Annotated in this window: 27 protein-coding genes; 11 read left to right on the forward strand and 16 right to left on the reverse strand. The window is 64.6% G+C overall.

From position 1 onward, the window contains the following. From BM279_RS09300 to BM279_RS09315, 4 genes are read right to left on the reverse strand one after another with little or no spacing between them, the layout of a single operon-like run. Positions 1-1,218 (reverse strand): amidohydrolase family protein, encoded by a 1,218-nt coding sequence (locus tag BM279_RS09300; protein WP_093503079.1) that lies wholly within the window; start codon positions 1,216-1,218, stop codon positions 1-3. Then, positions 1,215-3,707, reverse strand: a complete 2,493-nt coding sequence (locus BM279_RS09305) for a branched-chain amino acid ABC transporter ATP-binding protein/permease (protein ID WP_093503081.1) — start codon at positions 3,705-3,707, stop codon at positions 1,215-1,217. Before BM279_RS09305 ends, BM279_RS09300 begins: the two co-directional genes overlap by 4 nt. Next, positions 3,704-4,573, reverse strand: a complete 870-nt coding sequence (locus BM279_RS09310; RefSeq protein ID WP_093503083.1) for a branched-chain amino acid ABC transporter permease — start codon at positions 4,571-4,573, stop codon at positions 3,704-3,706. Before BM279_RS09310 ends, BM279_RS09305 begins: the two co-directional genes overlap by 4 nt. A 47-nt stretch (positions 4,574-4,620) precedes the next feature. Continuing rightward, entirely contained in the window at positions 4,621-5,802 is a 1,182-nt protein-coding gene (locus BM279_RS09315; protein WP_093503085.1) for an ABC transporter substrate-binding protein, read from the reverse strand. Positions 5,803-5,989: 187 nt separating this feature from the next. Between BM279_RS09315 and BM279_RS09320 the strand changes: the two genes are divergently transcribed. Continuing rightward, entirely contained in the window at positions 5,990-6,388 is a 399-nt protein-coding gene (locus BM279_RS09320; protein WP_075931906.1) for a nuclear transport factor 2 family protein, read from the forward strand. A gap of 32 nt (positions 6,389-6,420) precedes the next feature. On the opposite strand, the gene BM279_RS09325 is transcribed toward BM279_RS09320, so the two are convergent. Both BM279_RS09325 and BM279_RS09330 read right to left on the reverse strand, forming a co-directional pair. Next, complete coding sequence (locus tag BM279_RS09325) at positions 6,421-6,936, reverse strand: O-acetyl-ADP-ribose deacetylase (protein ID WP_093503087.1); 516 nt, start codon at positions 6,934-6,936, stop codon at positions 6,421-6,423. Between the two features lie 14 nt (positions 6,937-6,950). After that, entirely contained in the window at positions 6,951-7,376 is a 426-nt protein-coding gene (locus tag BM279_RS09330; RefSeq protein ID WP_093503089.1) for a hypothetical protein, read from the reverse strand. Positions 7,377-7,468: 92 nt separating this feature from the next. Here BM279_RS09330 and pdxY point away from each other — a divergent pair, with 92 nt between their 5' ends. Then, positions 7,469-8,347, forward strand: coding sequence for a pyridoxal kinase PdxY (gene pdxY / locus BM279_RS09335; protein ID WP_093503091.1), 879 nt, complete (start codon positions 7,469-7,471; stop codon positions 8,345-8,347). Continuing rightward, complete coding sequence (locus tag BM279_RS09340) at positions 8,344-8,745, forward strand: hypothetical protein (protein ID WP_093503093.1); 402 nt, start codon at positions 8,344-8,346, stop codon at positions 8,743-8,745. The genes pdxY and BM279_RS09340 overlap by 4 nt, the downstream gene beginning before the upstream one ends. A gap of 13 nt (positions 8,746-8,758) precedes the next feature. On the opposite strand, the gene BM279_RS09345 is transcribed toward BM279_RS09340, so the two are convergent. Both BM279_RS09345 and BM279_RS09350 read right to left on the reverse strand, forming a co-directional pair. Beyond that, positions 8,759-9,013 carry a hypothetical protein gene (locus BM279_RS09345; RefSeq protein ID WP_093503095.1) on the reverse strand — a complete coding sequence of 85 codons (255 nt, stop codon included), beginning with the start codon at positions 9,011-9,013 and terminating at the stop codon, positions 8,759-8,761. Between the two features lie 53 nt (positions 9,014-9,066). Then, complete coding sequence (locus BM279_RS09350; protein WP_093503097.1) at positions 9,067-9,477, reverse strand: hypothetical protein; 411 nt, start codon at positions 9,475-9,477, stop codon at positions 9,067-9,069. A 263-nt stretch (positions 9,478-9,740) separates the two neighbouring features. On the opposite strand from BM279_RS09350, the gene BM279_RS09355 reads away from it, so the two are divergent. The 7 genes from BM279_RS09355 to BM279_RS23130 all read left to right on the forward strand — a co-directional run bounded on the left by BM279_RS09355 (position 9,741) and on the right by BM279_RS23130 (position 16,010). After that, positions 9,741-10,697 carry a sugar ABC transporter substrate-binding protein gene (locus BM279_RS09355; RefSeq protein WP_093503099.1) on the forward strand — a complete coding sequence of 319 codons (957 nt, stop codon included), beginning with the start codon at positions 9,741-9,743 and terminating at the stop codon, positions 10,695-10,697. Beyond that, complete coding sequence (locus tag BM279_RS09360; RefSeq protein WP_093503101.1) at positions 10,694-12,262, forward strand: sugar ABC transporter ATP-binding protein; 1,569 nt, start codon at positions 10,694-10,696, stop codon at positions 12,260-12,262. The genes BM279_RS09355 and BM279_RS09360 overlap by 4 nt, the downstream gene beginning before the upstream one ends. Beyond that, entirely contained in the window at positions 12,259-13,239 is a 981-nt protein-coding gene (locus BM279_RS09365) for an ABC transporter permease (RefSeq protein ID WP_075931898.1), read from the forward strand. Before BM279_RS09360 ends, BM279_RS09365 begins: the two co-directional genes overlap by 4 nt. A gap of 6 nt (positions 13,240-13,245) precedes the next feature. Continuing rightward, a complete protein-coding gene (locus BM279_RS09370; RefSeq protein WP_093503103.1) occupies positions 13,246-14,244 on the forward strand; it encodes a LacI family DNA-binding transcriptional regulator in 999 nt (332 codons plus the stop codon). Positions 14,245-14,287: 43 nt separating this feature from the next. Next, positions 14,288-15,196: a ribokinase gene (gene rbsK, locus BM279_RS09375; protein WP_093503105.1), complete on the forward strand. Its 909-nt coding sequence runs from the start codon at positions 14,288-14,290 to the stop codon at positions 15,194-15,196. After that, the gene (gene rbsD, locus BM279_RS09380; protein ID WP_093503107.1) at positions 15,193-15,597 is read left to right on the forward strand and encodes a D-ribose pyranase; all 405 of its coding nucleotides are present in this window, start codon (positions 15,193-15,195) and stop codon (positions 15,595-15,597) included. Before rbsK ends, rbsD begins: the two co-directional genes overlap by 4 nt. An 89-nt stretch (positions 15,598-15,686) precedes the next feature. Continuing rightward, positions 15,687-16,010, forward strand: coding sequence for a hypothetical protein (locus BM279_RS23130; protein WP_143103580.1), 324 nt, complete (start codon positions 15,687-15,689; stop codon positions 16,008-16,010). A gap of 140 nt (positions 16,011-16,150) precedes the next feature. Here the strand turns inward: BM279_RS23130 and BM279_RS09390 are convergent, their stop codons facing one another. From BM279_RS09390 to BM279_RS09425, 8 genes are all read right to left on the reverse strand, one after another. Continuing rightward, positions 16,151-16,423, reverse strand: a complete 273-nt coding sequence (locus BM279_RS09390; RefSeq protein ID WP_093503111.1) for a hypothetical protein — start codon at positions 16,421-16,423, stop codon at positions 16,151-16,153. Positions 16,424-16,601: 178 nt separating this feature from the next. Continuing rightward, positions 16,602-17,720, reverse strand: a complete 1,119-nt coding sequence (locus BM279_RS09395) for a hypothetical protein (protein ID WP_143103581.1) — start codon at positions 17,718-17,720, stop codon at positions 16,602-16,604. A gap of 407 nt (positions 17,721-18,127) precedes the next feature. After that, entirely contained in the window at positions 18,128-18,781 is a 654-nt protein-coding gene (locus BM279_RS09400) for an HAD family hydrolase (protein WP_093503115.1), read from the reverse strand. Further along, positions 18,781-19,767: an ABC transporter ATP-binding protein gene (locus tag BM279_RS09405; protein ID WP_093503117.1), complete on the reverse strand. Its 987-nt coding sequence runs from the start codon at positions 19,765-19,767 to the stop codon at positions 18,781-18,783. Before BM279_RS09405 ends, BM279_RS09400 begins: the two co-directional genes overlap by 1 nt. Then, entirely contained in the window at positions 19,764-20,561 is a 798-nt protein-coding gene (locus BM279_RS09410) for an ABC transporter permease (protein WP_027904657.1), read from the reverse strand. The genes BM279_RS09405 and BM279_RS09410 overlap by 4 nt, the downstream gene beginning before the upstream one ends. Then, positions 20,548-21,396 (reverse strand): ABC transporter permease, encoded by an 849-nt coding sequence (locus tag BM279_RS09415; RefSeq protein ID WP_093503119.1) that lies wholly within the window; start codon positions 21,394-21,396, stop codon positions 20,548-20,550. Before BM279_RS09415 ends, BM279_RS09410 begins: the two co-directional genes overlap by 14 nt. Beyond that, positions 21,393-22,199: an alkaline phosphatase family protein gene (locus tag BM279_RS09420; protein WP_093503121.1), complete on the reverse strand. Its 807-nt coding sequence runs from the start codon at positions 22,197-22,199 to the stop codon at positions 21,393-21,395. Before BM279_RS09420 ends, BM279_RS09415 begins: the two co-directional genes overlap by 4 nt. A 163-nt stretch (positions 22,200-22,362) precedes the next feature. Then, positions 22,363-23,421, reverse strand: coding sequence for an ABC transporter substrate-binding protein (locus BM279_RS09425; protein ID WP_093503123.1), 1,059 nt, complete (start codon positions 23,419-23,421; stop codon positions 22,363-22,365). A gap of 294 nt (positions 23,422-23,715) precedes the next feature. On the opposite strand from BM279_RS09425, the gene BM279_RS09430 reads away from it, so the two are divergent. Beyond that, positions 23,716-24,432, forward strand: a complete 717-nt coding sequence (locus BM279_RS09430) for a UTRA domain-containing protein (protein WP_093503125.1) — start codon at positions 23,716-23,718, stop codon at positions 24,430-24,432. Positions 24,433-24,533: the final 101 nt, after the last annotated feature.

Here is a 24,533-nt window from a genome sequence, read left to right on the forward strand (position 1 = left end):
TCATGGCTTGAGCAGCCGTGCCTGGGCGCGTTCGAAGGTCTTGCGGCCGGCCTTGTAGCCCATCAGCGGCGGGCTGATCTCCGCTACCACGGCGGCCGGCGAGGGTGCATCGAAGACGATGAAGTCGGCGCGGCAGCCGGGCGTCAGGCCGTAGTCGGGCAGGCGCAGCAGGCGCGCCGACTCACTCGACACCCAGCTCAGGCAGCGCAGCAGTTCGGCCTCGGTAGCCAGCTGGCTGACGTTGGCGAACAGGTTGGCCTGGCGCACCAGTGAGGCGTCTCCGTAAGGGGTGAAGGGGTTGCCGATGTTGTTGGTCGACAGCGAGCAGGTCACACCACAGGCGTGCAGATGCTGCAGGGGCGCCAGGCCGCGGGGGCGGTTGTGGAAGTGCTCGCGGCCGGTGAGAAACAGATCGGTACTCGGCAGGCAGGTGACCTGCACGCCGGCCTCGGCCAGCGACGCGGCAACCTCCAGTAGGGTGTCCCGGGGCAGCGTCGACAGCTTGGTGACATGGCCGATGGTCACCCGCCCAGCCCAGCCATGCTGATGGGTGCAGCGGATCACCTCGCCGATGGTCATGCCTTCGGGGTTGAGGTCGAAATCCAGATGAAAATCTAGATCGCTGTCGAATGCCACCGCCAGCTCGAACAGCCGGCGGATCTGCGCGTCAGGGTCGGCATCGGTGTACGGGCAGCCGCCCAGCACCTCGGCGCCCATGGCCAGCGCCTCGCACAGCAGGGCTTCGGTACCGGGGTTGTTGAGCAGGCCCTCCTGGGGAAACACGCAGATTTCCAGGCTGATGGCCCAGGCGTAGTCGGCCTGCAGGCGACGTACGGCATTGAAGCCGGTCAGGCCGATCTGCGGGTCGATCTCGACGTGGGTACGCATGTGCGTGGTGCCCTGGGTGATGGCCTTTTCCAGCACCTGGGCACCGCGTTGGTAGACATCCGCTTCGGTGAAGTCGGCCTTGGCCGAACGGGTCTGGGCGATGGCCTCGGCGAGGGTGCCTTCGCTGAGCTGGCAGCGCTGCATGATGCAGGCCTTGTCCAGGTGGATGTGGGTTTCCACCAGGCCCGGCAGCAGCAGCTTGCCCTGCAGGTCGAGGATCTCGGCGCCGGCACTTGGTGCACTGACGAAGCGGCCGTCCTGCACGTACAGGGTTTGCAGCGCTTGGGCTTCGGCGCCGAGGCGGGCGTTGATGAGGGTCAGGGCGCTCATGCTGCTGCGCCTCCCAGGTACGCCGCTTCCAGTTCCGGGTCGCCGCGCAGCGCTTCGGCGCTGCCGGATTTGACGATGCGTCCGGTTTCCAGCACGTAGGCGCGATCGGCCACCTGCAGGGCGAGGTTGGCCATCTGGTCGACCAGCAGCAGGGTCACGCCTTCGTCGCGCAGGGCGGCCAGGGCGTCGTACAGCTCGCCGATCATGGCGGGCGACAGGCCCAGGGAAGGCTCGTCGAGCAGCAGGATCTTCGGCTTGGCCATCAGCCCGCGGCCGATCGCCACCATCTGCTGCTCACCGCCGGAGAGCAGGCCGGCCGCGCTGTCGATGCGATCACGCAGGCGCGGGAAGCGCCGCAGGATGCTGTCGATTTCCGCCTCGGCATCGAAGGCTTCCTTGCGCGAGTAGCCGCCGAGCAGCAGGTTGTCACGCACGCTGAGTTGCGCGAACACCTGACGGCCCTCCGGCACCAGGGCCAGGCCCTGGGTGGCGATGGTGCTGGCGTCGGCGTGTTCGATGTTCTCGTTGTCGAGCAGAATGCTGCCGCCACTGGCTCTGTGCAGCCCGGCCAGGCACTGCAGGATGCTCGACTTGCCGGCTCCGTTGGCGCCCAGGATGGCGATCAGCTCGCCAGGGTTGACCACGATATTGACCTTGTCGACCACCGGTGCGGCGCCGTAGTCGATCACCAGGTCCTTGATGAACAGGCGCGCATCGCGCGAGCCATCCCAGGCTTCGGCCCGTGGCGTGGCCTGATAGCGGGTGCCGCCCAGGTAAGCGGCGATCACCCGTTCGTTCTTGCGCACCTCGTCCGGTACGCCCCAGGCGATGGGTTTGCCGGCGTCGAGCACCAGCAGATGTTCGGACACTGCCATCACCAGGCCCATGTCGTGCTCGACCAGGATGACTGCGATGCCGAACCCGGCCAGGGTTCTGAACAGGCCCGCCAGGCGATCGGTGTCGCTGCGGCTGAGCCCGGCCGCCGGCTCGTCGAGCAGCAGCACGCGTGGACAGGTGGCCAGGGCGCGGGCGATTTCCACCAGGCGCCGGTCGACGTGGGCCAGGTCATCGGCCGGGGTGTTCACCGAACCGCCATAACCGACCAGCGTCAGCAACTGCAGCGCCAATTGGCGGCGGGTTTCGCTGGCGCACTTCAAGGGCATGCCGATACGACCTTGCTGCATGGCCACCAGCAGGTTCTCCAGCACCGACAGTTCGCCGAACAGCTGGGTGGTCTGGTAGGTGCGGGCGATGCCGGCACGGGCGATTTTCCAGGCCGGCAGGCCCGCCAGGGGGCGGCCCAAGTCGATGCTGCCGCTGTCCGGTGTGTAGAAGCCGCTGATCATGTTCAGCACCGTGGTCTTGCCCGCGCCATTGGGGCCGATGATGCTGGTGATGCTGCCCGGTGGCGCCTGCAGGCTGACGTGCTGCGCCGCCTGCACGCCGCCGAAACGGATGCCGATGTCCTTGACCTTCAGGCCTTCGGGGGCGGCATTGTCCTGCTGGAAGAAGGCGCTCAGTTGCGCCTGATCGAAAGTCGCCGGGGCGGCCTGGTGGGCAGGTCGCAGCCACAGGCTGGCCAGGGTGCCGAGCAGCCCTCGCGGTGCAGCCCAGAGCACGCAGAGCAGCAGCACCGAGAAGATCAGCAGACGGTATTCGGCGAAATCCGAGAGCATCTCTGGAAGCAGCACGATCAACAGGGCACCGAGCAGTGGGCCGAATAGGGTGCCGCTGCCGCCGACGATCACGGCCAGCACGAACAGGATCGATTGCGAGAAGGGGAACGAGGCCGGGTTGATGAACATCATCAGCGGCGCCACCAGGGAACCGGCCAGGCCGGTCAGCAGGGCGGACAGGGCGAAGGCCAGGGTCTTGGTCTGCACCGGGTTGAAACCGAGGGAGCGGGCGGCGATCTCGGTGGACTTCACCGCGCGCATGGCCATGCCCCAGCCGCTGCGGCGCAGGCGCTGGAACAGCGCCAGGGCGACGATCATCAGGCCGCTGGCGATCAGGGCCAGGCTCACGCTGGGATCGAGGCTGCCGATTTCCGGCATGGGAATGCCCATCAGGCCGTTGGCCCCGCCAGTCAGCGAGCGCCATTCGATCAAGCCGTGGTGCACCACCAGGGCGAAGGCGATGGTGATCATCGCCAGGTACGGGCCGCTGACGCGCAGGGCCGGAATCGCCAGCAACGCGCCGATGGCCGCGCAGGCCAGGCCGGCGGCGATCATCGCCAGGCCCAGGGGCAGGCCGGCCATGGTCAGCAGCGCGGACACATAGGCGCCGATGGCGTAGAAGGCGATGTGGCCGAAAGAGATCTGCCCGCTCAGGCCGATCAGAATGTTCAGGCCCACGCCGACCACCACGGCCAGCGCGCAGAAGGTGAAGACCAGCAGCGAGTAGCTGTCGAGCAGCAGCGTGGCGGCAATGCAGGCCAGCGTCAGCAGGGCCAGGGAAGCGGGAGCGAACAGCGAATTCTTCAGGGTCATACTTTCACCAGGGTCTTGCTGCCGAACAGGCCATTGGGGCGCAGCGCCAGGGCCAGGATGACCAGGGCGAAGGTGAACAACTGGGTGAAGGCCGAGCCGAAATAGAGGGTCACCAGCGCCTCGACCAACCCGAACAGCAGGCCGGCGGCGAATACCCCGCCAGCGCTGGCGATGCCGCCGAGAATCGCCACGGCGAAGGCCTTGAGGCCGAACAGCAGGCCCATCTCGGCATTCACGCTGAACAGTGGCGCGATCAGCAGGCCGGCGATGGCGGCGAACACGGTCGACACGGCAAAGGCCACGGCCACCACCCGGTTGACGCGGATGCCCATCAGCATCGCCGCCCTGGGGTTCTGCACGCAGGCTTCCAGCACCTTGCCCAGGCGGGTATGGCGGCGTACCAGAAACAACGCCAGGGCGATGCCGCCGCCTACCAGCGGAATCAGCAGTTGCAGCACGCCGACGTTGTTGCCCAACAACTCCAGATGCTGGTTGGCCAGCGCCGAGGTGAACTGCCGTGGCTCCTTGCCAAAGGTGAACAGCGCCAGGTTGTCGACCAGGATGCCTGCCGCCACCGTCGCCATCAGCCAGGCTTCGGAGCCGCGCGAATGGAAGGGGCGAACCAGAAAACGCTCGATGATCAGCCCATACAGGGCGCACAGCGCCAGGGTGGCCGGAATTGCCAGCCACAGCGGCCAGCCCCAGGTGATGTGGAAGCTGTAGCCGAGTACGGCGCCGACCATCATGGCGCTGCCCTGGGCGAAGTTGACCGTGCGTGACACCACGTAGGTGATGTGGAAGCCCAGGGCCAGCAGGGCATACATGCTGCCCAATCCAAGCCCGGTGATGATGGCGGCGGTGATCATGTCGATAATCCTCCGGGCGCGCCGCAAGGGCTCGCCCGTTCACGGCTTCAGGGGGCGAGCGGAACGATGCGACCGTCGACGAAATGGGTGAAGACGTAGTCGTCCGGGCCCAGGGCGTCATGCTTGGTCGGGGTGAAGGGCTGGGCGTAGTCCTTGATCAGGCCCTGGTAGCTGTCGATTGCATAGAAGCCATCGCGAACCTTGCTGCCCTGGGTGTCGCCGGCCTTTTCGATGGCCGCGGCGGCCAGGTGCATGGCGTCGTAGGCATTGGCGATCCCTACTGCCGGGGTCACGTCGGCCAGGCTCTTGATCTCCGGGAAGCGCTGTTTGAGGGCCGCCAGCACGCTGTCACCCCTGGCGCTGTTGTTCTCGGTGAACACGTAGGTCTGGATGAAGTGCACGCGGCTGGCATTGGGGCCGGCCAGCTCGCTGAAGCGGCCGCCTGCCGGGCCCCAGTGGGAAACCACCGGCACGTCCCAGCCCATGCGATCGAGGGACTTGACCACTTGGGCCGAGGGGCCGACGTTGCCGACCATCAGCAGGGTGTCGGTGCCGGCATTCTTCAGGCGGGTGAGTTGCGGCACCACGTCGAGGTCGCTGTCTTCGATGCGCTCGATGCCGGCGTAATCCATGCCGCGTTTGGCCAGGGCATCCTTGAAACCGATTTCGTTGGATTCGCCCCAGGGATTGTTGATCAGGATCATCCCTGGCTTCTTCATGCCTTTCTTCGCGCCGTACTCGACCAGTGCTTCGTCGACCAGCTCATCCACCGCCGAGACGCGGAATACGTAATTGTCCTTCGCACCGTTCTCGGTGATCTTGGTGCCAGCAGCCCAGATGCCCATGAACGGCACCTTCAGTTGATTGGCCAATGGCACGATGGCCAGGGAAACCGGAGTGTCGAGGCCACCGAACAACACGGCGACCTTTTCCCGCTGCGCCAGTTCGCGGGCGGCCAGCATGCCCTTGGCCGGGTTGCTTTCATCGTCGCGACGAATCAATTGCACCGGTCGGCCGAGGATGCCGCCCTTGGCGTTGATTTCATCTATCGCCACCGTCAAGCCGCGGGTCAGCGCCTCGCCGGATTTCGCCGACTGCCCGGACAGGGCGGCCACCAGCCCGACCTTGATCGGCTCCTCGGCGAGCAGTGGAGCGCTCAGCGCCATGGCAAGGCTGGCGGCCGCCGCGCAAGGCAGCAGTCGGCGTAGTGGGGGTAACAGTTTGCGCATGACCTTTCTCCTGATTGCTAGCATTTGTATATAATTTGCTAGCAAGCCTGGTGCCATAACGCGCAGACTGGTGCTGCCGGGGTTGTCCCGCACAGATCAGGGCAGATATGCACGAATAGCGTGCATGTCGCACCACATCCAGGCACGAAAGGTGTCTCGGCCAATCAATGAAGCAGGAGAGCAATTCATGAGCGAGATGAATGAAGCGGTGCAGATTGTTAGCGATTTCCTAGCAGCTTCCATGGCGCCGGACCCGGTCAAGGCCGCCACCTACATGAGTGATGACGTGCGCATCACCTTCACTGGCGGGCGGCATATGCCCACGCCCCAGGACATCACCGCCTTCAACGGCTCGCGTTACGCCTGGGTGAAAAAGGCCCTCGGTCAGTTCGACTGGACCGAGCGTGACGACCACACCGTCGTCTATTCGAACGGCACGCTGTATGGCGAGTGGCCGGATGGCAGCAGTTTTTCCGGTAACCGCTATCTCGATCGTTTCGAAGTGCGCAGCGGCAAGATCACTCGCATGGACGTCTGGAACGACAGTGCCGAGTGGCTGCTGGCTCCCGAGATCGCCAGGGCCTGACCGTACCGTTGGCTGGTGCCTGCCCGGCTGAATCAGTGCCGTTCGGCTAATGCCTTCTGGTAGACCGCCAAGTCATTAGCCGAAAAACAGCAGAACAGCACCTCGTCGACGCCGGGATACCGCGCCAGCTCGGTCTGTACCGTGCTCACCGCGGTGCGAGCCGCCTGCTCGATGGGGTAGCCGAAGATACCGGTGCTGATGCTTGGAAAAGCGATGGAATGGGCGTCCACCTCGGCCGCCAGACGCAGGGCGTTGCGATAGCAGGCGATCAGCAGCGCCTCTTCGCCTTGCTCGCCGCCACGCCAGACGGGCCCCACGGTGTGCACGATGAAGCGCGCTGGCAATCGGTAGCCGCCGGTGCGCTTGGCCTCACCGGTCTTGCAGCCGCCGAGCAGGCGACATTCGTGCAGCAGGTCGCTGCCGGCGGCACGATGGATGGCGCCATCCACGCCGCCGCCACCGAGCAGTGACGAGTTGGCGGCATTGACGATGGCATCGACTGCGAGCGTGGTGATATCCGCCTGGATGGCGCGTATTCGTGCGGTCATTGGCGTGACGTTCTCTATTTGTCGATAGTGACAGCCATGAACCACTTGGGCTGCATACGCCAGAAGTCGGTGCGCACGTTGTGCTTCAGGGCGCGCTTGGAGTCCAGCACACGGGCTTGCCCGGCGTCGCGGGCGAACACCACCCAGTGCCAGAACGGCCGGCCGTTTTCCAGGCGCCAGCGGATGGCCAGCAATGCGCGATCCGGCAAACGCTCCCAGCCCGGAAACGGCGCCGGTGCTTGGGCCTCGAGGCCTTGGGCGTGCAACAGTCGGGTCACGTATTCGGTGTCCGACCACAGCGCCTGGTCCTCGGCGTAGATGCCGAGCCCGTTGGCGATACGACGGCTTTCTTCATAACCGACCCCGGCCAGCGCCGCACAGGCGGCGATGCCGCAACCCGAGGGCTGTTCCTGAATGACCGGGTCGATGGGGTAGGGCATTGGGTACTCCGTTTGCCATGGAATCTCAGGGGGGATTGGCGAATAATGCCGCCACTGGCCTTGCGCCGTCCATGACAGGATCCCGCCCGCCCATGAGCGCTACTCAACCACCTCTGGTGCTATCCATCCAGTCCCACGTTGCCCTCGGCCACGTCGGTAACGACGCCGCCGTGTTTCCGCTGCAGCGCCTGGGCTTCGAAGTGTTGCCGGTGCACACGGTGCAGTTTTCCAACCACACCGGTTACGGCCAGTTTCGCGGCCAGGTGTTCGACGCCGAACATATTCGCGAAGTGCTCGCCGGCTTGCGCGATCGCGGTGCGTTGTCGCGGGTTTCGGCGGTGTTGTCCGGTTACCTGGGCGATGCGGCCATCGGCGCGGTGATTCTCGAGGGGGTGGACGAGATCCGTCGCGACAACCCCGGCGTGCGTTACTTGTGCGACCCGGTGATGGGCGACGTCGGGCGGGGCGTGTTCGTCAATGCGGCGATCCCCGATTTCCTGCGTAACCTGGCGATTCCCTGCGCCAACATCATCACCCCCAACCAGTTCGAGTTCGAGCTGCTCACCGGCAGCAAGCTGGGCAGCGTCGACGAAGCGGTGCGCGTGGCGCGTCAATTGCGCGGCCGCGGGCCGGACGTGGTGGTGATCACCAGCCTGGCCACGCCGGACATTCCCGCGGACCAGCTGTGCACCCTGGCGGTCAATGGCGAAGGCGCCTGGCTGGTAAACACGCCGCGCCTGGCGCTGCATCCGCTGCCCAACGGCATGGGCGACGTGTTCTCGGCGACCCTGCTGGCGCGTTTGCTGTCCGGCCATGCCTTGCCCCAGGCGCTGGAGCTGGCTACCGCTACGCTGTACGCCTTGGTAGAGGCCACCGCTGAAGGTTCGCGCGACCTGCCGCTGGTCAGCGCCCAGGAGCAGATTGTCCAGCCTGCGCAGCGCTACCAGGCTAATGAAGTGGTGAGCCCGTGAATAAAAAGTTGTGGTGCGCAGCGGCGCTGCTCTCGGTCAGCCTGCAGAGCCTGGCCTGCGAGGTGGATACCGGCGCCGCGTTTCGCGATGAAGTGCATGGCAATTTCGTGATCCCGGTGCGGGTCAAGCCCGGCGAGCGCTGTGTGGTGCTCGACCAGCTCAGCGAGGAGGGGCGCAAGACGCGCAGCGAGCTCTGGACGCCGGTGGAAAAAATCGGCAACAGCACGCCGAAGCTGGGGCGCTGGAAGCGTGAGTACCAGGTCGAGGGCGATGTGGCCAAGGTGGATCGCTACATCTACCTGGCCGGTGACACGCCCGGGGAGGATTCGGTCAGCTTCTCCTCCTTCCCCGATCAGCAGGAACGGCGGGCCGTCGAATACCGCTTTCGTATCGAGTGACCGCCGCCTTGCCTCAGCACTTGTAAGGGCTTTCGCTCTTCAGTTCTTCGCCGTTTTTGGCATCGCGGATGATGACCATGGCATCCGGATACGCCGAACACAGGGCATTGCGCGCGGTATAGATGCCACTGCCCTCGGCGACCATGCTGACGTTCTTTGCAAGCGGCTGGCCGTTGGCGTCCTGCAGCGTGAGCTGATAGGTGCCGGACAGTGTCATGCAGCCGCCGAGCAGGGCGCCGGCGCTTAACAGGGTGATCAGGTTCTTCATGATGTTCCTCCTTGAGGCGGGCGCTGTCGGACTGGCCGGCGGCGCCCGCTTTATTAATGACCGACGCGGTGCTCGGTGAATCGGTAGTCGGCCTGGCAATCGGCGGTCGGGTCGGCCTTGGTGTTGACGTACTCGACAGTGTCGGCATCGACGAAGCGGTAGTCGTACACCTCGGTGGTTTTCACGCCGTCGGTGGTCAGGTGGTTCTTGCCGTTGCTGGCCGTCCAGGTGCCGCGCTCGGTCTGGATCAGGCGCGTTCTGTCCTCGTCGGCGAAGAAGCTGATCTCGAATCGGCCGTCAGGGCGAAAGCTGGAGTTCCAGGCGAAGAACTGGCAAGGGCCGTTCTTGTCGCGCATGCCTTGCCATTCGCCAAGTAGGCGTTGGTCCAGCGCTTGGGGGGAATGGCTGGCGCAGCCAGCGAGGAGGGCAGCGAGGCTCGCGCCCAGGAGGAGAGGCTTGAACATGGTGACAGTCCTTGGTCAGGTTGCATCCGGCGCGCGGGGCGCCCACTTTTGCCGCCGCAGCGGCCGCTGTGATTGACGGGTGTGAACGGGAAAAGTTCGTCGCGGTGCGCAGAATCCTGATAACGCTCACATTCTTCAGGACTTGCTGATCCAGCGACAGCGGCCGTTCGGAAAATTTGACAATTGCTCGGGCGTTAAATAATTTTATCCATGCGCAAACGTTTGCGTGCCCGTAAAAACGACAATAACCACGGAGTTCGCCCATGTCCGGTTTCCGTCCTGCCCGTCTGTGCGCCGCCATCGCCCTTGGTGCCGCAGCCCTCGTCAGTTTCTCCACTGCCCATGCCGCCGAAGGCGAGCCGCCGCGCGTCGCGCTGGTGATGAAATCCCTCGCCAACGAGTTCTTCCGCACCATGGAAGACGGCGCCAAGGCTTACCAGAAAGAACACCCTGACCAGTTCGAACTGGTCGCCAACGGCATCAAGGATGAAACCGATACCTCCGCGCAGATCCGCATCGTCGAGCAGATGATCGTCGCCAAGGTCGATGCCCTGGTGATCGCGCCCGCCGATTCCAAGGCGCTGGTGCCGGTGATCAAGAAGGCCAGCGATGCCGGTATCAAGGTGGTCAACATCGACAACCGCCTCGACCCGGAAGTGGTCAAGAGCAAGGGCCTGGACGTGCCGTTCGTAGGCCCGGACAACCGCAAGGGCGCGCGCCTGGTCGGCGAATACCTGGCCAAGGAAAAACTCAAGGCCGGTGACGAAGTCGGCATCATCGAAGGCGTGTCCACCACCACCAACGCCCAGCAGCGCACCGCGGGCTTCAAGGACGCCATGGAAGCCGCTGGCATGAAGATCGTCGGCGTGCAGTCCGGCAACTGGGAGATCGACCGCGGCAACGCCGTGGCCTCGGCCATGCTCAACGAGTACCCGAACCTCAAGGCGCTGCTGGCCGGCAACGACAGCATGGCCCTCGGCGCGGTGTCCGCCGTGCGTGCCGCTGGCAAGAAGGATCAGGTGCAGGTGGTCGGTTACGACAACATCAACGCCATCAAGCCGATGCTCAAGGACGGTCGCGTACTCGCCACCGCCGATCAGTTCGCGGCGCGCCAGGCGGTGTTCGGCATCGAAGCGGCGCTCAAGCTGGTCAAGGGTGAGCCCACCGATGCCAAGGACGGTGTGATCGAAACCCCCGTCGAACTCGTGACCAAGCCGTGACCCATGCGGTAACCGGCGGCGAGACCGTTCTCGCCGCCCGCGATATCGGCAAGACCTACGTCCAGCCTGTGCTGGGCGGGGTCGAGCTGGAGCTGCGCGCCGGTGAAGTGCTGGCGCTGACCGGCGAGAACGGCGCCGGCAAAAGTACGCTCTCGAAGATTTTCTGTGGGCTGGAGCAACCGACCACGGGCTCCCTGAGCTTTCTTGGGCAGCCCTATGCACCGGCCAGTCGCCGCGATGCCGAACGCCTCGGCGTGCGCATGGTGCTGCAGGAGCTCAACCTGCTGCCCACCCTGACCGTGGCCGAGAACCTGTTTCTCGACAACCTGCCCAGCCGCGGCGGCTGGATTGCCCGTGGCCGCCTGCGCGAGATGGCGCGCGAGGCCATGGCGCGGGTCGGCCTGGAGGCCATCGACCCGGATACGCCGGTGGCATCGTTGGGCGTCGGTCATCAGCAGATGGTCGAGATCGCCCGCAACCTGATCGGCGAGTGCCGCGTGTTGGTGCTCGACGAGCCGACCGCCATGCTCACCGCCCGCGAGGTCGATCTGCTGTTCGAGCAGATCCAGCGCCTGCGCGAGGCCGGGGTGGCCATCGTCTATATCTCCCATCGCCTCGAAGAGCTGGCCAAGGTGGCGCAGCGCGTCGCCGTGCTGCGTGACGGCCAGCTGGTGGCGGTGGAACCTATCGACCGCTATTCAAGCGACGAACTGGTCACCCTGATGGTCGGCCGCGAGGTCGGCGAAGCCATCGACCTGGGTGAGCGGCAGATCGGTGCGCCGCTGCTGCAGGTCAAGAATCTGAGCCGCCGCGGCAAGGTCGACGACGTGTCGTTCACCGTGCGGGCCGGGGAAATCTACGGCATTTCCGGGCTGATCGGCGCTGGCCGTACCGAGTTGCTGCGGCTGATCTACGGCGCCGACCGCGCCGACAGCGGCCAGGTGGCCATCGGCAATCCGCCGGTGCCGGTGCAGGTGCGTTCGCCCGCCGAAGCGGTGCGCCATGGCATCGCGCTGATCACCGAAGACCGCAAGGGCGAAGGCCTGCTGCTCGGCCAGCCGATTGCCGTCAACCTGGCGCTGGGCAACATGCCGGCCGTTTCCAGGCACGGCGTGATGCGCCCAGCGGCGGAGCAGGCTTTGGCGCAGCGACAGATCGACGCCATGCGCATTCGCTGCAACGGCGCCCACCAGGCGGTGGTCGAGCTGTCCGGCGGCAACCAGCAGAAAGTGGTGATCGGCCGCTGGCTGGAGCGTGACTGCCAGGTGCTGCTCTTCGACGAGCCGACCCGCGGCATCGACGTGGGCGCCAAATTCGAAATCTACGGCCTGCTCGGTGAGCTGGCGCGCCAGGGCAAGGCCCTGGTGGTGGTGTCCAGCGACCTGCGCGAACTGATGCTGATCTGCGACCGCATCGGTGTGCTGTCCGCTGGCCGCCTGATCGAAACCTTCGACCGCGATGACTGGACCCAGGACCGTCTGCTGGCTGCTGCCTTCGCCGGCTACCGCAGCCGCGAGGCCTTGCTCGGCGACGTCGCCCCCCCGTTACAGGAGCTTTCCCAATGACCACTCCATCCGCCACGCCGGCCAAGCGCAGCGGCACGCATCAGGGCCTGGGCACTTACCTGGGCCTGGCCGGCGCGCTGCTGGCGATGATCGTGCTGTTCTCTAGCCTGAGCAGCCACTTCCTGTCCTACGCGACGTTCACCACCCTGGCCAACCAGATTCCCGATCTGATGGTGCTGGCGGTGGGCATGACGCTGATCCTGATCATCGGCGGCATCGACCTGTCGGTGGGCTCGGTACTGGCCCTGGCGGCTGCCGTGGTCAGCGTCGCCACCCTCGGTTTCGGCTGGGGCATCCTGCCTGCCGCGCTACTGGGCATGGCCTGCGCCGCATTGGCCGGCAGCGTGACCGGGATCATCACCGTGGCCTGGGGCATTCCCTCGTTCATCGTCTCCCTCGGTGTGCTGGAGATGGCCCGCGGCCTGGCCTACCAGCTCACCGACTCGCGCACCGCCTATATCGGCGACGCCTATGCCTGGCTGTCGACGCCGTTCGCTGCGGGCATCTCGCCATCCTTCGTGATCGCCCTGCTGGTGATCGCTGCCGCGCACCTGCTGCTCACCCGCACGGTGTTCGGCCGTTATCTGGTGGCCATCGGCACCAACGAGGAAGCGGTACGTTTGGCCGGCATCAACCCCAAGCCATACAAGATCTCGGTGTTCGCCCTGATGGGCCTGCTCGCCGGCCTGGCCGCGCTGTTCCAGATTTCCCGCCTGGAAGCCGCCGACCCCAATGCCGGTTCCGGCCTGGAGCTGCAGGTGATCGCTGCGGTGGTGATCGGCGGTACCAGCCTGATGGGCGGGCGCGGTTCGGTGATCAGCACTTTCTTCGGCGTGCTGATCATCTCGGTGCTGGCCGCGGGGCTGGCGCAGATCGGCGCCAGCGAGCCGACCAAGCGCATCATCACCGGTGCGGTGATCGTCGTCGCGGTGATTCTCGACACCTACCGCAGCTACCGCGCCAAGCGCCGGGCCTGACCGCTCATGGCCACCATCAAGGACGTCGCCGCCCGGGCGGGCATTTCCTACACCACGGTGTCCCACGTGGTGAACGGCACCCGCCCGGTCAGCGACCCGGTGCGCAGCAAGGTGGAGGCGGCCATCGCCGAGCTGGGCTACGTGCCCAGCGGCGTGGCGCGCTCGTTGCGGGTACGCGCCACCGGCACCCTGGGCCTGCTGGTGCCCAACGCCAGCAACCCGTATTTCGCCGAGCTGGCCCGCGGCATCGAGGACCACGCCGAGCGCAACGGTTATAGCGTGATCCTGTGCAACTCCGACGACGACACCGACAAGCAGCTGCGCTACTTGCGCGTGTTGCTGGAGCGGCGCATCGACGGCCTGATCGTCGCCACCGTGGCCAGTGACGCGGCCTTCGCCGAAGCCCTGGCCAATCTGCGGGTGCCGCTGGTGCTGGTCGACCGTTCCCTGGACGGCGTCAGCGCCGACCAGTTGCGGGTCGACCACGAGCAGGGCGCCTATCTGGCCACCCGTCACCTGCTGGAGTTGGGCCATCGACGCATCGCCTGCATCGGCGGCCCGGCCAGTACCCAGGTGGCCCAGTTACGCGCCGGCGGTTATCGCCGCGCCCTGGACGAGGCGGGCATCGAGGCCCAGGCGGTGGTGGACTGCGCGTTTACCAGCCCGGCTGGTCACGCCGCCGCCCAGGTGCTGCTGGCAGGCGAGCAGCGGCCCACGGCGATCTTCGCCGGCAACGATATGATCGCCCTGGGTGTGCTGCGCGCCGCTGCTGAACGCGGCCTGCAGGTGCCCCAGCAACTGTCGGTGGTGGGCTTCGACGACATCGAAGTGAGCCGCTACCTGCACCCGGCGCTGACCACCGTCGGCCAGCGCATCGGCCAGCTCGGCGAGCAGGCGGCCGAGCGCTTGCTGGCGCGCATCCGTAAACCTGGCCTCGCGGCCGAACAATGGTTGGTCGAGCCGACCCTGATGCTGCGTGAGTCCACCGCGACCATTGGCGGCTGAATATTTTGCAGAGGGCGCAGGCGCCCGAGAGGAGCAGGTACAGATGCAAGGCAAAGTGGTGGTGGTCGGCAGTTTGAACATGGACCTGATCGTGCGAGCGCCACGCCTGCCGCGCGGCGGTGAAACCCTCACCGGGCATGATTTCTCCACCGCCGCCGGCGGCAAGGGCGCCAACCAGGCAGTGGCCGCGGCGCGCCTCGGCGCCCAGGTGGCGATGGTCGGCTGCGTGGGCGCCGACGCCTATGGCGCACGGCTGCGCACCGGGCTGATCAGCGAAGGCATCGACTGCAAGGCGGTCAGCGAAATCGACGGCGTGCCCACCGGCATCGCCTCGATTCTGGTGGACGACGCTGGCCAGAACGCCATTGTCATCGTCGCTGGCGGCAACGGTGCGCTGACCCCGCAGCACCTGAGCGCACAGGCGCAGCTGCTGGCCGATGCCCAGGTGCTGATCGTGCAACTGGAAGTGCCGGACGCCACCGTCGAGGCCGCCATGAAGCTGGGCCGCGAGGCCGGCTGCACGGTGATCCTCAACCCGGCGCCCGTGGCCGGGCCGCTGCCGGCCCACTGGTATGGAATGGCCGATTACCTGATTCCCAACGAGAGCGAGGCCGCTGCGCTGACCGGCTTGCCGGTGGGCTCGCCCCAGTCGGCGCTGCCGGCAGCGCGCAGCCTGCTGCAGGCCGGCGCACGCCGCGTACTGATCACCCTCGGCGCCCAGGGCGTGCTGTACGCCGACGCCGAGCGCCATGCACATTTCGCCGTGGCGCCGGTAGCCGCCGTGGACACCACCGCGGCCGGCGACACCTTCGTCGGAGGCTTCGCCGCGGCCCTGGCCGCCGGCCAGCCGCTGGAAGCCGCCATCGCCCTGGGTCAGCAGGCCGCCGCCCTGGCGGTTACCCGGCCGGGTGCACAACCTTCGATCCCTTATCGTCACGAGTTGCCCGCATGAAAAAGACTCCACTGCTCAACGCCGAACTCTCCGCCGCCATCGCCCGGCTCGGCCATGGCGATGTGATCGTCATCGGCGACGCCGGCATGCCGATCCCTCCCGGCACCCCGTGCATCGACCTGGCACTGACCGCCGGCGTACCGGACTTCGTCACTACCCTGAAAGTGGTACTCAGCGAAATGCAGGTGCAGGGCCATCTGCTGGCCCGAGAAACTCTGGAAGTTGCGCCCCTGGCGCTCGAGGCCATCGAAGCGCTGACCGCAGCCGGGGATTTGGGCGAGCGGCAACTGGTCAGCCACGACGAACTCAAGGCCGCGTGCCGCACCGCGCGGGTGCAGATCCGTACCGGTGAATGCCGGCCTTATAGCAATATTGCGTTGATTGCGGGTGTGACTTTCTAGAAGCTGCTCAGGGTCTTCTTGAACGCTTCACTTGGCCGCTTCAAGGCAATGCAGCCGCTGACAGCTACCGGCCAGAAGCGGAAGTTATATTGACCGATGAAGATCCAATGCATTCGGCGAGACTGGGAGTAGCGATGCACTTGATCTGTGAAGTCGAAGACACCTTCGATCTGCCACGCCTGGGCTGCGTGATCGCTCCCGGCGTGCCCGTTGATTTCCAACATTCTGTAACGCGAGGAGCAAGGCTTGCCATCGAAGAACCTACTGGAAAATGGATGGATGCCTCAGTGAAGGACATGTTGATGATTAGACGGAATGCACCGTTTACCCACATACCGTTTTCGCTAGAAAACGATGTTGGAACAGTGGACGTACCTCGTGGAAGCAAGATTTTCCTACTTCTTGAGCCTTAAAGACGCCAGATAAGGGTTGCTAAACCGTCTGCTTTTGGCCGACTCCTGCCTGTCGAGGGAGCAACGCGTGCTGGTCAATTCCAATGGATATAAACGGCTGGCCAGTCGCTGCAACTTTCAAACCCAGCGACATAATCCTTTTAGCCTCTACACGACACCCGCTTTATCGTCGGTCTCATAGGCGCCACCAGCAACACACCGCGCTTGGGTGTATACGCCAGCAACGCCGTGACGCCAAGCAAGGCTTGTGCTTCCTGCAGGCGCTCTGGCAGCAGCAGGCCTTCTGCGGCATTGAAATCGCCCGCCAGTATCAGCGTGTGCTCATGCTCGGCGACAGGCACCCAATCCAGCTGGCTCAGACGCTGGCGTAACGCCGCCAGCAGACTGATGAAAGTCTGCCCGCTGCGCGACATCCACCTCACTGGCCGACACATACGCCACGGTTTCGCGCTGGTCGATGGCATACGTCAGCAACGGCGCCTGGGCAGGCGATACCGACACAGACAACGGCGAATGAAGCAAACCATGCTCATTGGCCTGCTCTTGCCAGCTGGCGGCTTTCAACAACGACGTGACGACGCTGGACATCCCTCAACCCCGACGATGAGGTGACGAATAGGGCTTTTTCCAGGTGAAGCACTGAATATCGCCGGCAGGCTGGTGGTAGACCACCCAGTCGCCACTCACCTCGATGGTATTGGCAATGGTCCCCGCCGATGCCTGCCAAACCTCCTCGCCGGTGTACTTGTCCCAGGCGCGAGGTCGGCGCTCCTCCAGACCGAACACCAGGTCGCCATCGGTATTCGCGGCGAGTATTTCATCGTTGCTTTTGCGTGCCCAAAGCTGGGTCCCATCAACCGTGGACAAGCAGAGTACGAAGCCGCTGCTGTTGACGTTACTCAAGAGGGCGGTGCCGCCATGGGCGCTAATGTAGCGCGGAAATGCCTGATTCTTGTACTTCATGCCAGCCACCAGCGTTTGCATGAACGCGGTATTGAAGTAAGCAAACTCGCCGACGAGGGTGAAAGAGGTCAAATCAATGACCAGTACATGATCACCTGCTAGCACGTAGAGCGTGTCACCGTCACGCGAAGTCGGAGCCAGGGTAACGCCAGGCGCAAACTCGAAACAGCCCAGAGGAATTTCGAGCTTTACGGTTTTTTCTGTGAGTGAGTACACACAGAAAACCGGAGCAGACAGTCGTACTCCGTAAATCAGGCCGTCAGCGGCCGGCATGAAATACTGGATATCGATGTCAACATGATCGACCACCTTGCCGTTCTCGACGATATCCAGGCCACGGCTGTAGTCATTCCAGCCAAAAGCGCGGTAGATCCGTTTGCCGTCGTAGGCAAAGCGGCCGTCGGTTGCCCATTCAGGGTTGGCGACCGATTCATGTTCGCTGTAACGCGGCTGCCAGTCAGCCACATCGATCAGCTCGGGGGATTCCCCAAAGACATACAACAAGCCACTTTCCAGAAACATCGGCCGCCAGTGTGGCTCCGCCTTGCGTCTCAGACGTGCCGGCACATTGTCCTCCAGGCCGTTGTACCGAGGCAGGTCAAAAGCCTTGAAGTAACGCTCACCCTCGGTGCCTTTACTGCTGTACAGCACATACAGTTGATCACCACCAATAGCGGTGGACACCACACCGTTGAATTTCTGCGCAAAACGAAAGGTCGCTTTTTTTGCGGGGATTCCTACTGCCATTTTATTTGCCCTTAGTCGTCGACGGGTCAATGACCTCGGAAAGCACTTTAAAGGAAATATCTTTCTTGCAATCAAAACCCGCGCTCGGGAACGGCATGATCGCCTGCAGGCAAGCCTCAATAACCCGCGTCTTGCGCTAGTTAACCTTAGCCGGTGTTTCGAACGCATCTTTCATCCACTCAGCTATAGATAGACATTCGTCATCTAGCGGAATAGGGGACAGATTTATTTATTGGGCAACAGTCCGCCGCCGAAAGCGGACGGTGGGCGGAGCTTTTGTGGGAAAGGCCGGGCGGCGATCCGCTTTAGCCTCGTTCTTTGCCAGGCTAGGAGTAAAAGCTCGGGGCTAAAGCCCCTCCCACGATCGTGAGCGGCGCTACCGCCCGTTGCGGCTATCGACCTCTGCCTCACCTCCAGCTCAGGATCGGCCAGCCCTCGCGTTCGGCATGTTCGCGCAGCACCGGGTCGGGGTTGACTGCGTGGGGGTTGTCGACCCGCTGCAGCAGCGGCAGGTCGTTGCGTGAGTCGGAGTAGAAGTAGGCGCCTTCCAGTGTTTCGCCGTGTTCTTCCAGCCAGGCGTGCAGGCGGGTGACCTTGCCTTCACGGTAAGTGAGTACGCCTTCGGTCTTGCCGCTGTAATGGCCGTATTCCTCGTGCAGATCGATGGCCAGCACTTCGTCGACCTTGAGGCGTTCGGCGATGGCACTGACCAGGAAGTACGCCGAGGCGGAGATGATCAGAATGCGGTCGCCGGCCTCGCGATGGGTGGCCAGGCAGCGGGTGGCGTCGCTGTAGAAGATCGGCTCGATCACGTCCTCCACGAACGGCTCGACCACGAAGGCGACTTCTTCCGGCGTGCGCCCCACCAGCGGCGACAGGCTGAAGCTCATGTAGTCTTCCATGGCCAGTTTGCCTTCGGCATACAGCGCCATCAGCTGGTGATCCTTGGCGATGAAGCTTTCCCCGTCGACCCAGCCCAGCGTTGCCATGTGCTCGCTCCACAGGCTGGCGCAGTCGCCGTCGATCAGGGTGTCGTCGAGATCGAAAATTGCCAAAGCCATCAAGCTACCTCTTTTACGGCATGCGCCGCGATATCCAGTGAGATGGGGTGGCCGTTGGCGTGCAGGTCGTCGGCGCTGCGGTTGAGCACGTCGACCAGCAGTTCCACGCCGCCGGCGTCCACCCGGTAGCGGATGATATTACCGAGCAGGGCGTGGCTGCGAATGGTTGCGCTGATCGGGCCCTGGCCGAGCACGATGGCTTCCGGGCGAATCGCCACCTGGCCGTTCACCGGGCGGCCGAGCAGGCGGCTGGCGCTGGGTGCGTCGAGCAGGTTGTAGTTGCCGATGAAACCGGCGGCGAAGGCGTCGGCGGGCGCGGTATAGAGGGTTTCCGCGTCGCCGCTCTGGACGATGCGCCCGGCGTTCATCAGGAAGATGCGGTCGCTCATCACCAGCGCCTCTTCCTGATCGTGGGTGACGAAAATCGTTGTCAGGCCCAGCTCCTGCTGAATGCTGCGGATCTGCTCGCGCAGGTGCTTGCGAATACGCGCATCGAGGGCCGACAGCGGCTCGTCGAGCAGCAGCAGCCGTGGGCGGGTGACCAGCGAGCGGGCCAGGGCAACGCGCTGGCACTGGCCGCCGGACAGCTGATGCGGGTAGCGGCCGGCGAAGTCGCCCAGCTCGACCATCGCCAGGGCTTCCTGCACGCGGACCGCGGACTCTTCCTTGCCGACCTTCTGCATGCGCAGGCCGAAGGCGACGTTCTGCGCGGCGGTCATGTTGGGGAACAGCGCGTAGCTCTGAAACACCATGCCGATGCCGCGCTTTTGCGGCGACAGCGGCACCAGGTCTTCGCCGCCGAGCAGGATCTTGCCGCCGTTGACCTCGGTGAGGCCGGCGATACAGCGCAGCAGGGTGGATTTGCCGCAGCCCGAGGGGCCGAGCAGGGTGACGAATTCGCCTCTCTCGATCTCGGCGTTGATGTCGCTGAAAATCGCGGTGCCGCCGTAGCTCTTGTGCAGGTTCTGGATGCTCAGGAAGCTCATGCCTTGTCCCTGTTCAGTCGATTGGCCGCCCAGGTGAACACCAGGACGAAAAAGAAGTAGGAGATCACCAGGGCGCTGTTGAAGTGGCCGCTGCTGTTCTTCATGTTGTTCAGATACACCTGCAGCGTCTCGTAGCGCGTGCCGACCAGCAGGTTGGCGAACACGAATTCGCCGAACAGGAAGCTGAACGACAGGAACAGCGACACCATAAGGCCCTTGCGCAGGTTGGGCAGCACCACCACAAAGGCGGCTTTCCAGGTGCTGGCGCCGAGCAGGTGGGCGGCGTCCATCAGGTCGCGCAGATTGATCGCCTGCAGGTTGTTGGTGATGGCCCGGTACATGAACGGCAGGGCGATGGTGAAGTAGCAGCCGATCAGGATCCACGGCGTGCCGACCATCGCCAGCGGCCCGGAACCGTAGAGCTGCAGCAGCCCCACGGCGGACACCACCGGCGGCACGGCGAACGGCAGCAGGATCAGCACGTTCATTACCGCGTCGAGTTTCGGGAAGTGGTAATGCACCACGAACAGCAGCGGCAGGATCAGCACCACCGACAACGCCAGGGCGCCGAAGCAGACCAGCAGCGACTGGCCGAAAGCCTTGAGAAAGCGCGGCTCGCCCCACAGCTCCAGGTACCACTTGAAGGTCAGGCCATCCGGCAGGATGGTCGCCGACCAGCTGGTGGCCAGGGAGTAGAGCAGGGTGCCGGCCAGCGGCAGCAGCAGGATCAGGAACAGCAGCCAGACCACCACGCGGTGGTAGAGGCTGGCAGCCGGGGCATCAGCGCGGGACATGGTAGCTCCTCCTCAGCAGCAACTGATGGACGAGGGTGATCGCCGCCATCAGGCCGACCAGGATCATCGCCAGGGCGCTGGCCATGTTCGGGTCGAGGGAAATGTCCCCGGAAATCATCGCGGCGATGCGGATCGGCAGCACGTTGAAATTGCCTGTGGTCAGGTAATACACCGTGGCGTAGGCGCCCAGGGCATTGGCCAGCAGGATCACGAAGGTGCCGAGCAGCGCCGGGGTCAGCACCGGCAGGCCGATATGTCGCCAGAAGGCCCAGGTGCCGGCGCCGAGCAGCGCGGCGGACTCGCGCCAGTCCTGGCGCAGGGCGTCGAAGGCGGGGTAGAGCAGCAGCACACCGAGGGGAATCTGGAAGTAGGTGTAGAGAACGATCAGGCCATTCTTGGAGTACAGGTTGAAGCTGTCGATCAGCCCGGCCTGGATCAGCAGCAGGGTCAGCGCGCCGTTGAAACCGAGCAGGATGATGAAGGCGAAGGCCAGGGGCACGCCGGCGAAGTTGCTGGTCATGTTGGAAAAGGCGATCACGAAGTCGCGCAGTTTCGAGTCCACCTGGCGCAGCGAGTAGCTGCCGACGATGGCGATGAGCATGCCGAACACGCTCGACCAGAAGGCGATCTGCAAGCTGTGCTTGACCGCCTGCATGTAGAATTTGGAGGCGAAGGCCTTCTCGAAATTGCCCAGCCCCCAGCCGTCCGGGGTGTTGAGGCTGTTGATCGCCACCCAGATCAGCGGGGCGACCTGAAAGGCGAAGAAGAACAGCGCGAAGGGCAGCAGGCACAGCGCTGCCAGCCATTTGCCGCGGGGGTTGTGGGTGGCGCTCATCGCAGCAGCTCCCGGCACAGAGGTTTGTCATGGGCCACGCCGAGCAGCTCGCAGATCGTGCCGCATAGCTCCAGTTGCTTCGGCGCGGCGGCCTCGCTAAGGCTGAAGGCATCACCGAGCACGAACAGCGGCACTTCGCGCTCTTCGGGCAGCAGGCCGTTGTGGGAGCGGTCGTCGTTCATGCCGTGGTCGGCGGTCACCAGCACCTGGTAACCGGCGTCCAGCCAGCCTTGCAGGTAGTTGGCCAGCTGAATGTCGGCGACGCGCGCGGCATTGCGGTACTGGCTGCTGTTCAGGCCATGCTTGTGGCCGGCGTCGTCGATGTTCATCGGGTGCAACAGCAGAAAATCGGGTGCGTGATTGAGGCGCAGGCTTTCGGCATCGTCGAACAAATGCGAATCCGGGTAGTGGTCGACGTAATAGAAGTGCCCGTGCTGGATCGGTAACTCGGTATCACTGGTATGCCGGTCGCGGGCGGCCACGAAGGGCGCGCGGTTATACAGCTCGCTGATCCAATGGTAGGCGGCAGCCGCGGTGCTCAGCCCGGCGGCGCGGGCGTAATGGAACACGCTGCGCTCGGTGCTCAGGCGCACCACGTTGTTGTGCACGACGCCGCTGTCGATGGGCGCGACGCCGGTGAGAATGCACTCGTAGAGCGGCCTGGACAGCGACGGCAGTTCGCACTCGAGCTTGTACAGCGCGGCACGGCCAGCAGCGCGATAGGCCTGCAGATGACCGAGGGCATGCCGGGCGACCTCGAAATTGAGGCCGTCGAGCAGGACGAGGATGACCTTGGACGGCATGGGTAATCCTGGGTTGAGAGGGTGTTGGGGTAGGGGGATCGGGGCGCATAGCTGACGCTTGCCTACGCGGTCCGATCCGCCCACCATTTCACGAACGCAATGGTGGATGGAAAAACGTCATCCACCCTACGTGCCACGTAGCGGGTGGATGCGGTCTCCCGAATCACTCCATATTGATGATCACGTTTTCCTGCCACTGCTGCGGCAGGGCCTTGGAGGTCGCTTCCCAGGCGGCGGCATCCTTGATCGGCTTGACCTTGGCGTACTGCTCGTTGGGCAGCAGCTTGGCCTGGACCTCGGCCGGCAGGGTCAGGTGCTCGGCGCGAATCGGCCGGGCGTTGCCCTTGGCCAGGTTGATCTGCCCGGCATCGCTGAAGATGTACTCGCGGGCCAGCTTGGCGGCGTTGGGGTTCTTGGCGTACTTGTTGATGATGGTGGTGTAGCCGGAGATTACCGAGCCATCGGACGGGATCAGCACCTCGAAGCGGTTCGGGTCGATCTGGTCGCGGTAGGACAGGCCGTTGAAGTCCCAGACGATACCGACTTCCACTTCACCCTTCTCGAGGGTCTGGATGGTCGGGTTGGCCAGCGACAGGCGACCCTGCTCGGCGATCTCGGCGAAGAAATCCAGGCCCGGCTGGATGTTCTTCTCGTCGCCGCCGTTGGCGATGGCCGCGGCCAGCACACCGTTGACCGCCTGGGCGGCGGCGCTGACGTCGCCGATGGCGACGCGGTACTTGCCGGTTTTGAGGTCGGCCCAGCTTTTCGGCACGTCCTTGACCAGCTGCTTGTTGACGATGAAGGCGATCGAACCGGTGTAGGCCAGTGCCCAGTGGCCGTCTTTATCTTTTGCCCAAGACGGTACCTGATCCCAGGTGCTCGGCTTGTAGGGCTGGGTCACGCCCTGGGCTACGGCGATGGGGCCGAATGCGGCGCCCACGTCACCGATGTCGGCGGTGGCGTTGTCCTTCTCGGCCGCGAACTTGGCGATTTCCTGGGCCGAGCTCATGTCGGTGTCCATGTGCTTGAGGCCGTACTTGTCGGCCAGGTCCTGCCAGGTGTCCTTCCAGTTGGCCCAACTGTCAGGCATGCCGACGCTGTTCACGGCGCCTTCTTTGCGTGCGGCCTGTTCCAGTGCAGTCAAATCCGTCTCGGCGGCCATGGCGTGGGAGGCCAGAGCGATGGCGCTGCCTATCAGCGATGCCAGTAGCAGTTGTTTCATTGGAAACTCCTTTGCGTTTGCGAGGTTGGTCTAGATCAGCAAGAGCCAAGCCAATGTAGGCGTTGCCAATGACAGTTTTGTGTCGGCAGGGCCGCCAGCCACTCATCGGCGTTGCGCTTAGAGAGCGTAGACCAGCCCAAGGCATTGAATTACCTGGCATGAGCCATGCTTGCAGCCTGGCTGTCATCTGCCGGTCATGGTGTTTGCCTAGCCTTGCCGGCGAGAGATGCGGCGCAGACAGCGCCGCCGCGTGCCCCGCGATGGGGCTGGTCTAGTCCAAAAGGAACCAGGTTGATGCGCGACGACACGCCGCGGGCCGTTACCACCATCTGCCGCGCGTTGCAGGAACAGATCGAACACGGCCTGCTGCCCGCCAGCGGCAAGCTGCCTGCCGAGCGTCGCCTGAGCGAGTTGTTCGACACCACGCGCATCACCCTGCGTGAAGCGCTCGGGCAGCTGGAAGCCCAGGGGCTGGTGTACCGCGAGGAGCGCCGCGGCTGGTTCGTGTCGCCGGCGCGGGTGGCCTACAACCCACTGGTGCGCACCCACTTTCATGCCATGGTCGCCGAGCAGGGCCGGGTGCCGGCCACCGAGGTGCTGGGCGCGCGGCTGATACCGGCCAACGCGCAGATCTGCCAGGTGCTGGGGCTGTCGGGGCTGTCGAGCGTTTACCAGATACGCCGCGCGCGGCGTATCGACGGGCGCCTGGTGCTGTATGTCGAGCACTATCTGAACCCCGAGTACTTTCCCGGAATTCTCGACTTCGACCTGACCCGTTCGCTGACCGAGCTGTACGCCAGCGAATACGACGTGCGCTACGGCCGCGTGCGCTTCGACATGGTACCCACCGCGCTGCACGCCGACGCCGCCGCCGCGCTCAAGGTCGCCGCCGGCAGCCCGGCACTGCGCATCACCCGGGTTAACCGCGACCAGCACGGCCGGTTGATCGACTGCGACCTGGAGTATTGGCGCCATGATGCGATACATATCAGTGTGGAAGTGCCGGATTAGGGCGGGGAAGTGGCGGAGCAGAGACCGGCACAGTATCTGTGGGAGCGGGCCATGCCCGCGATTTTTCGCGCGCATGGCGCGCTCCCACAGTTCGTAGGGTG

Source organism: Phytopseudomonas straminea (genome assembly GCF_900112645.1).
Lineage (GTDB): Bacteria > Pseudomonadota > Gammaproteobacteria > Pseudomonadales > Pseudomonadaceae > Aquipseudomonas > Aquipseudomonas straminea.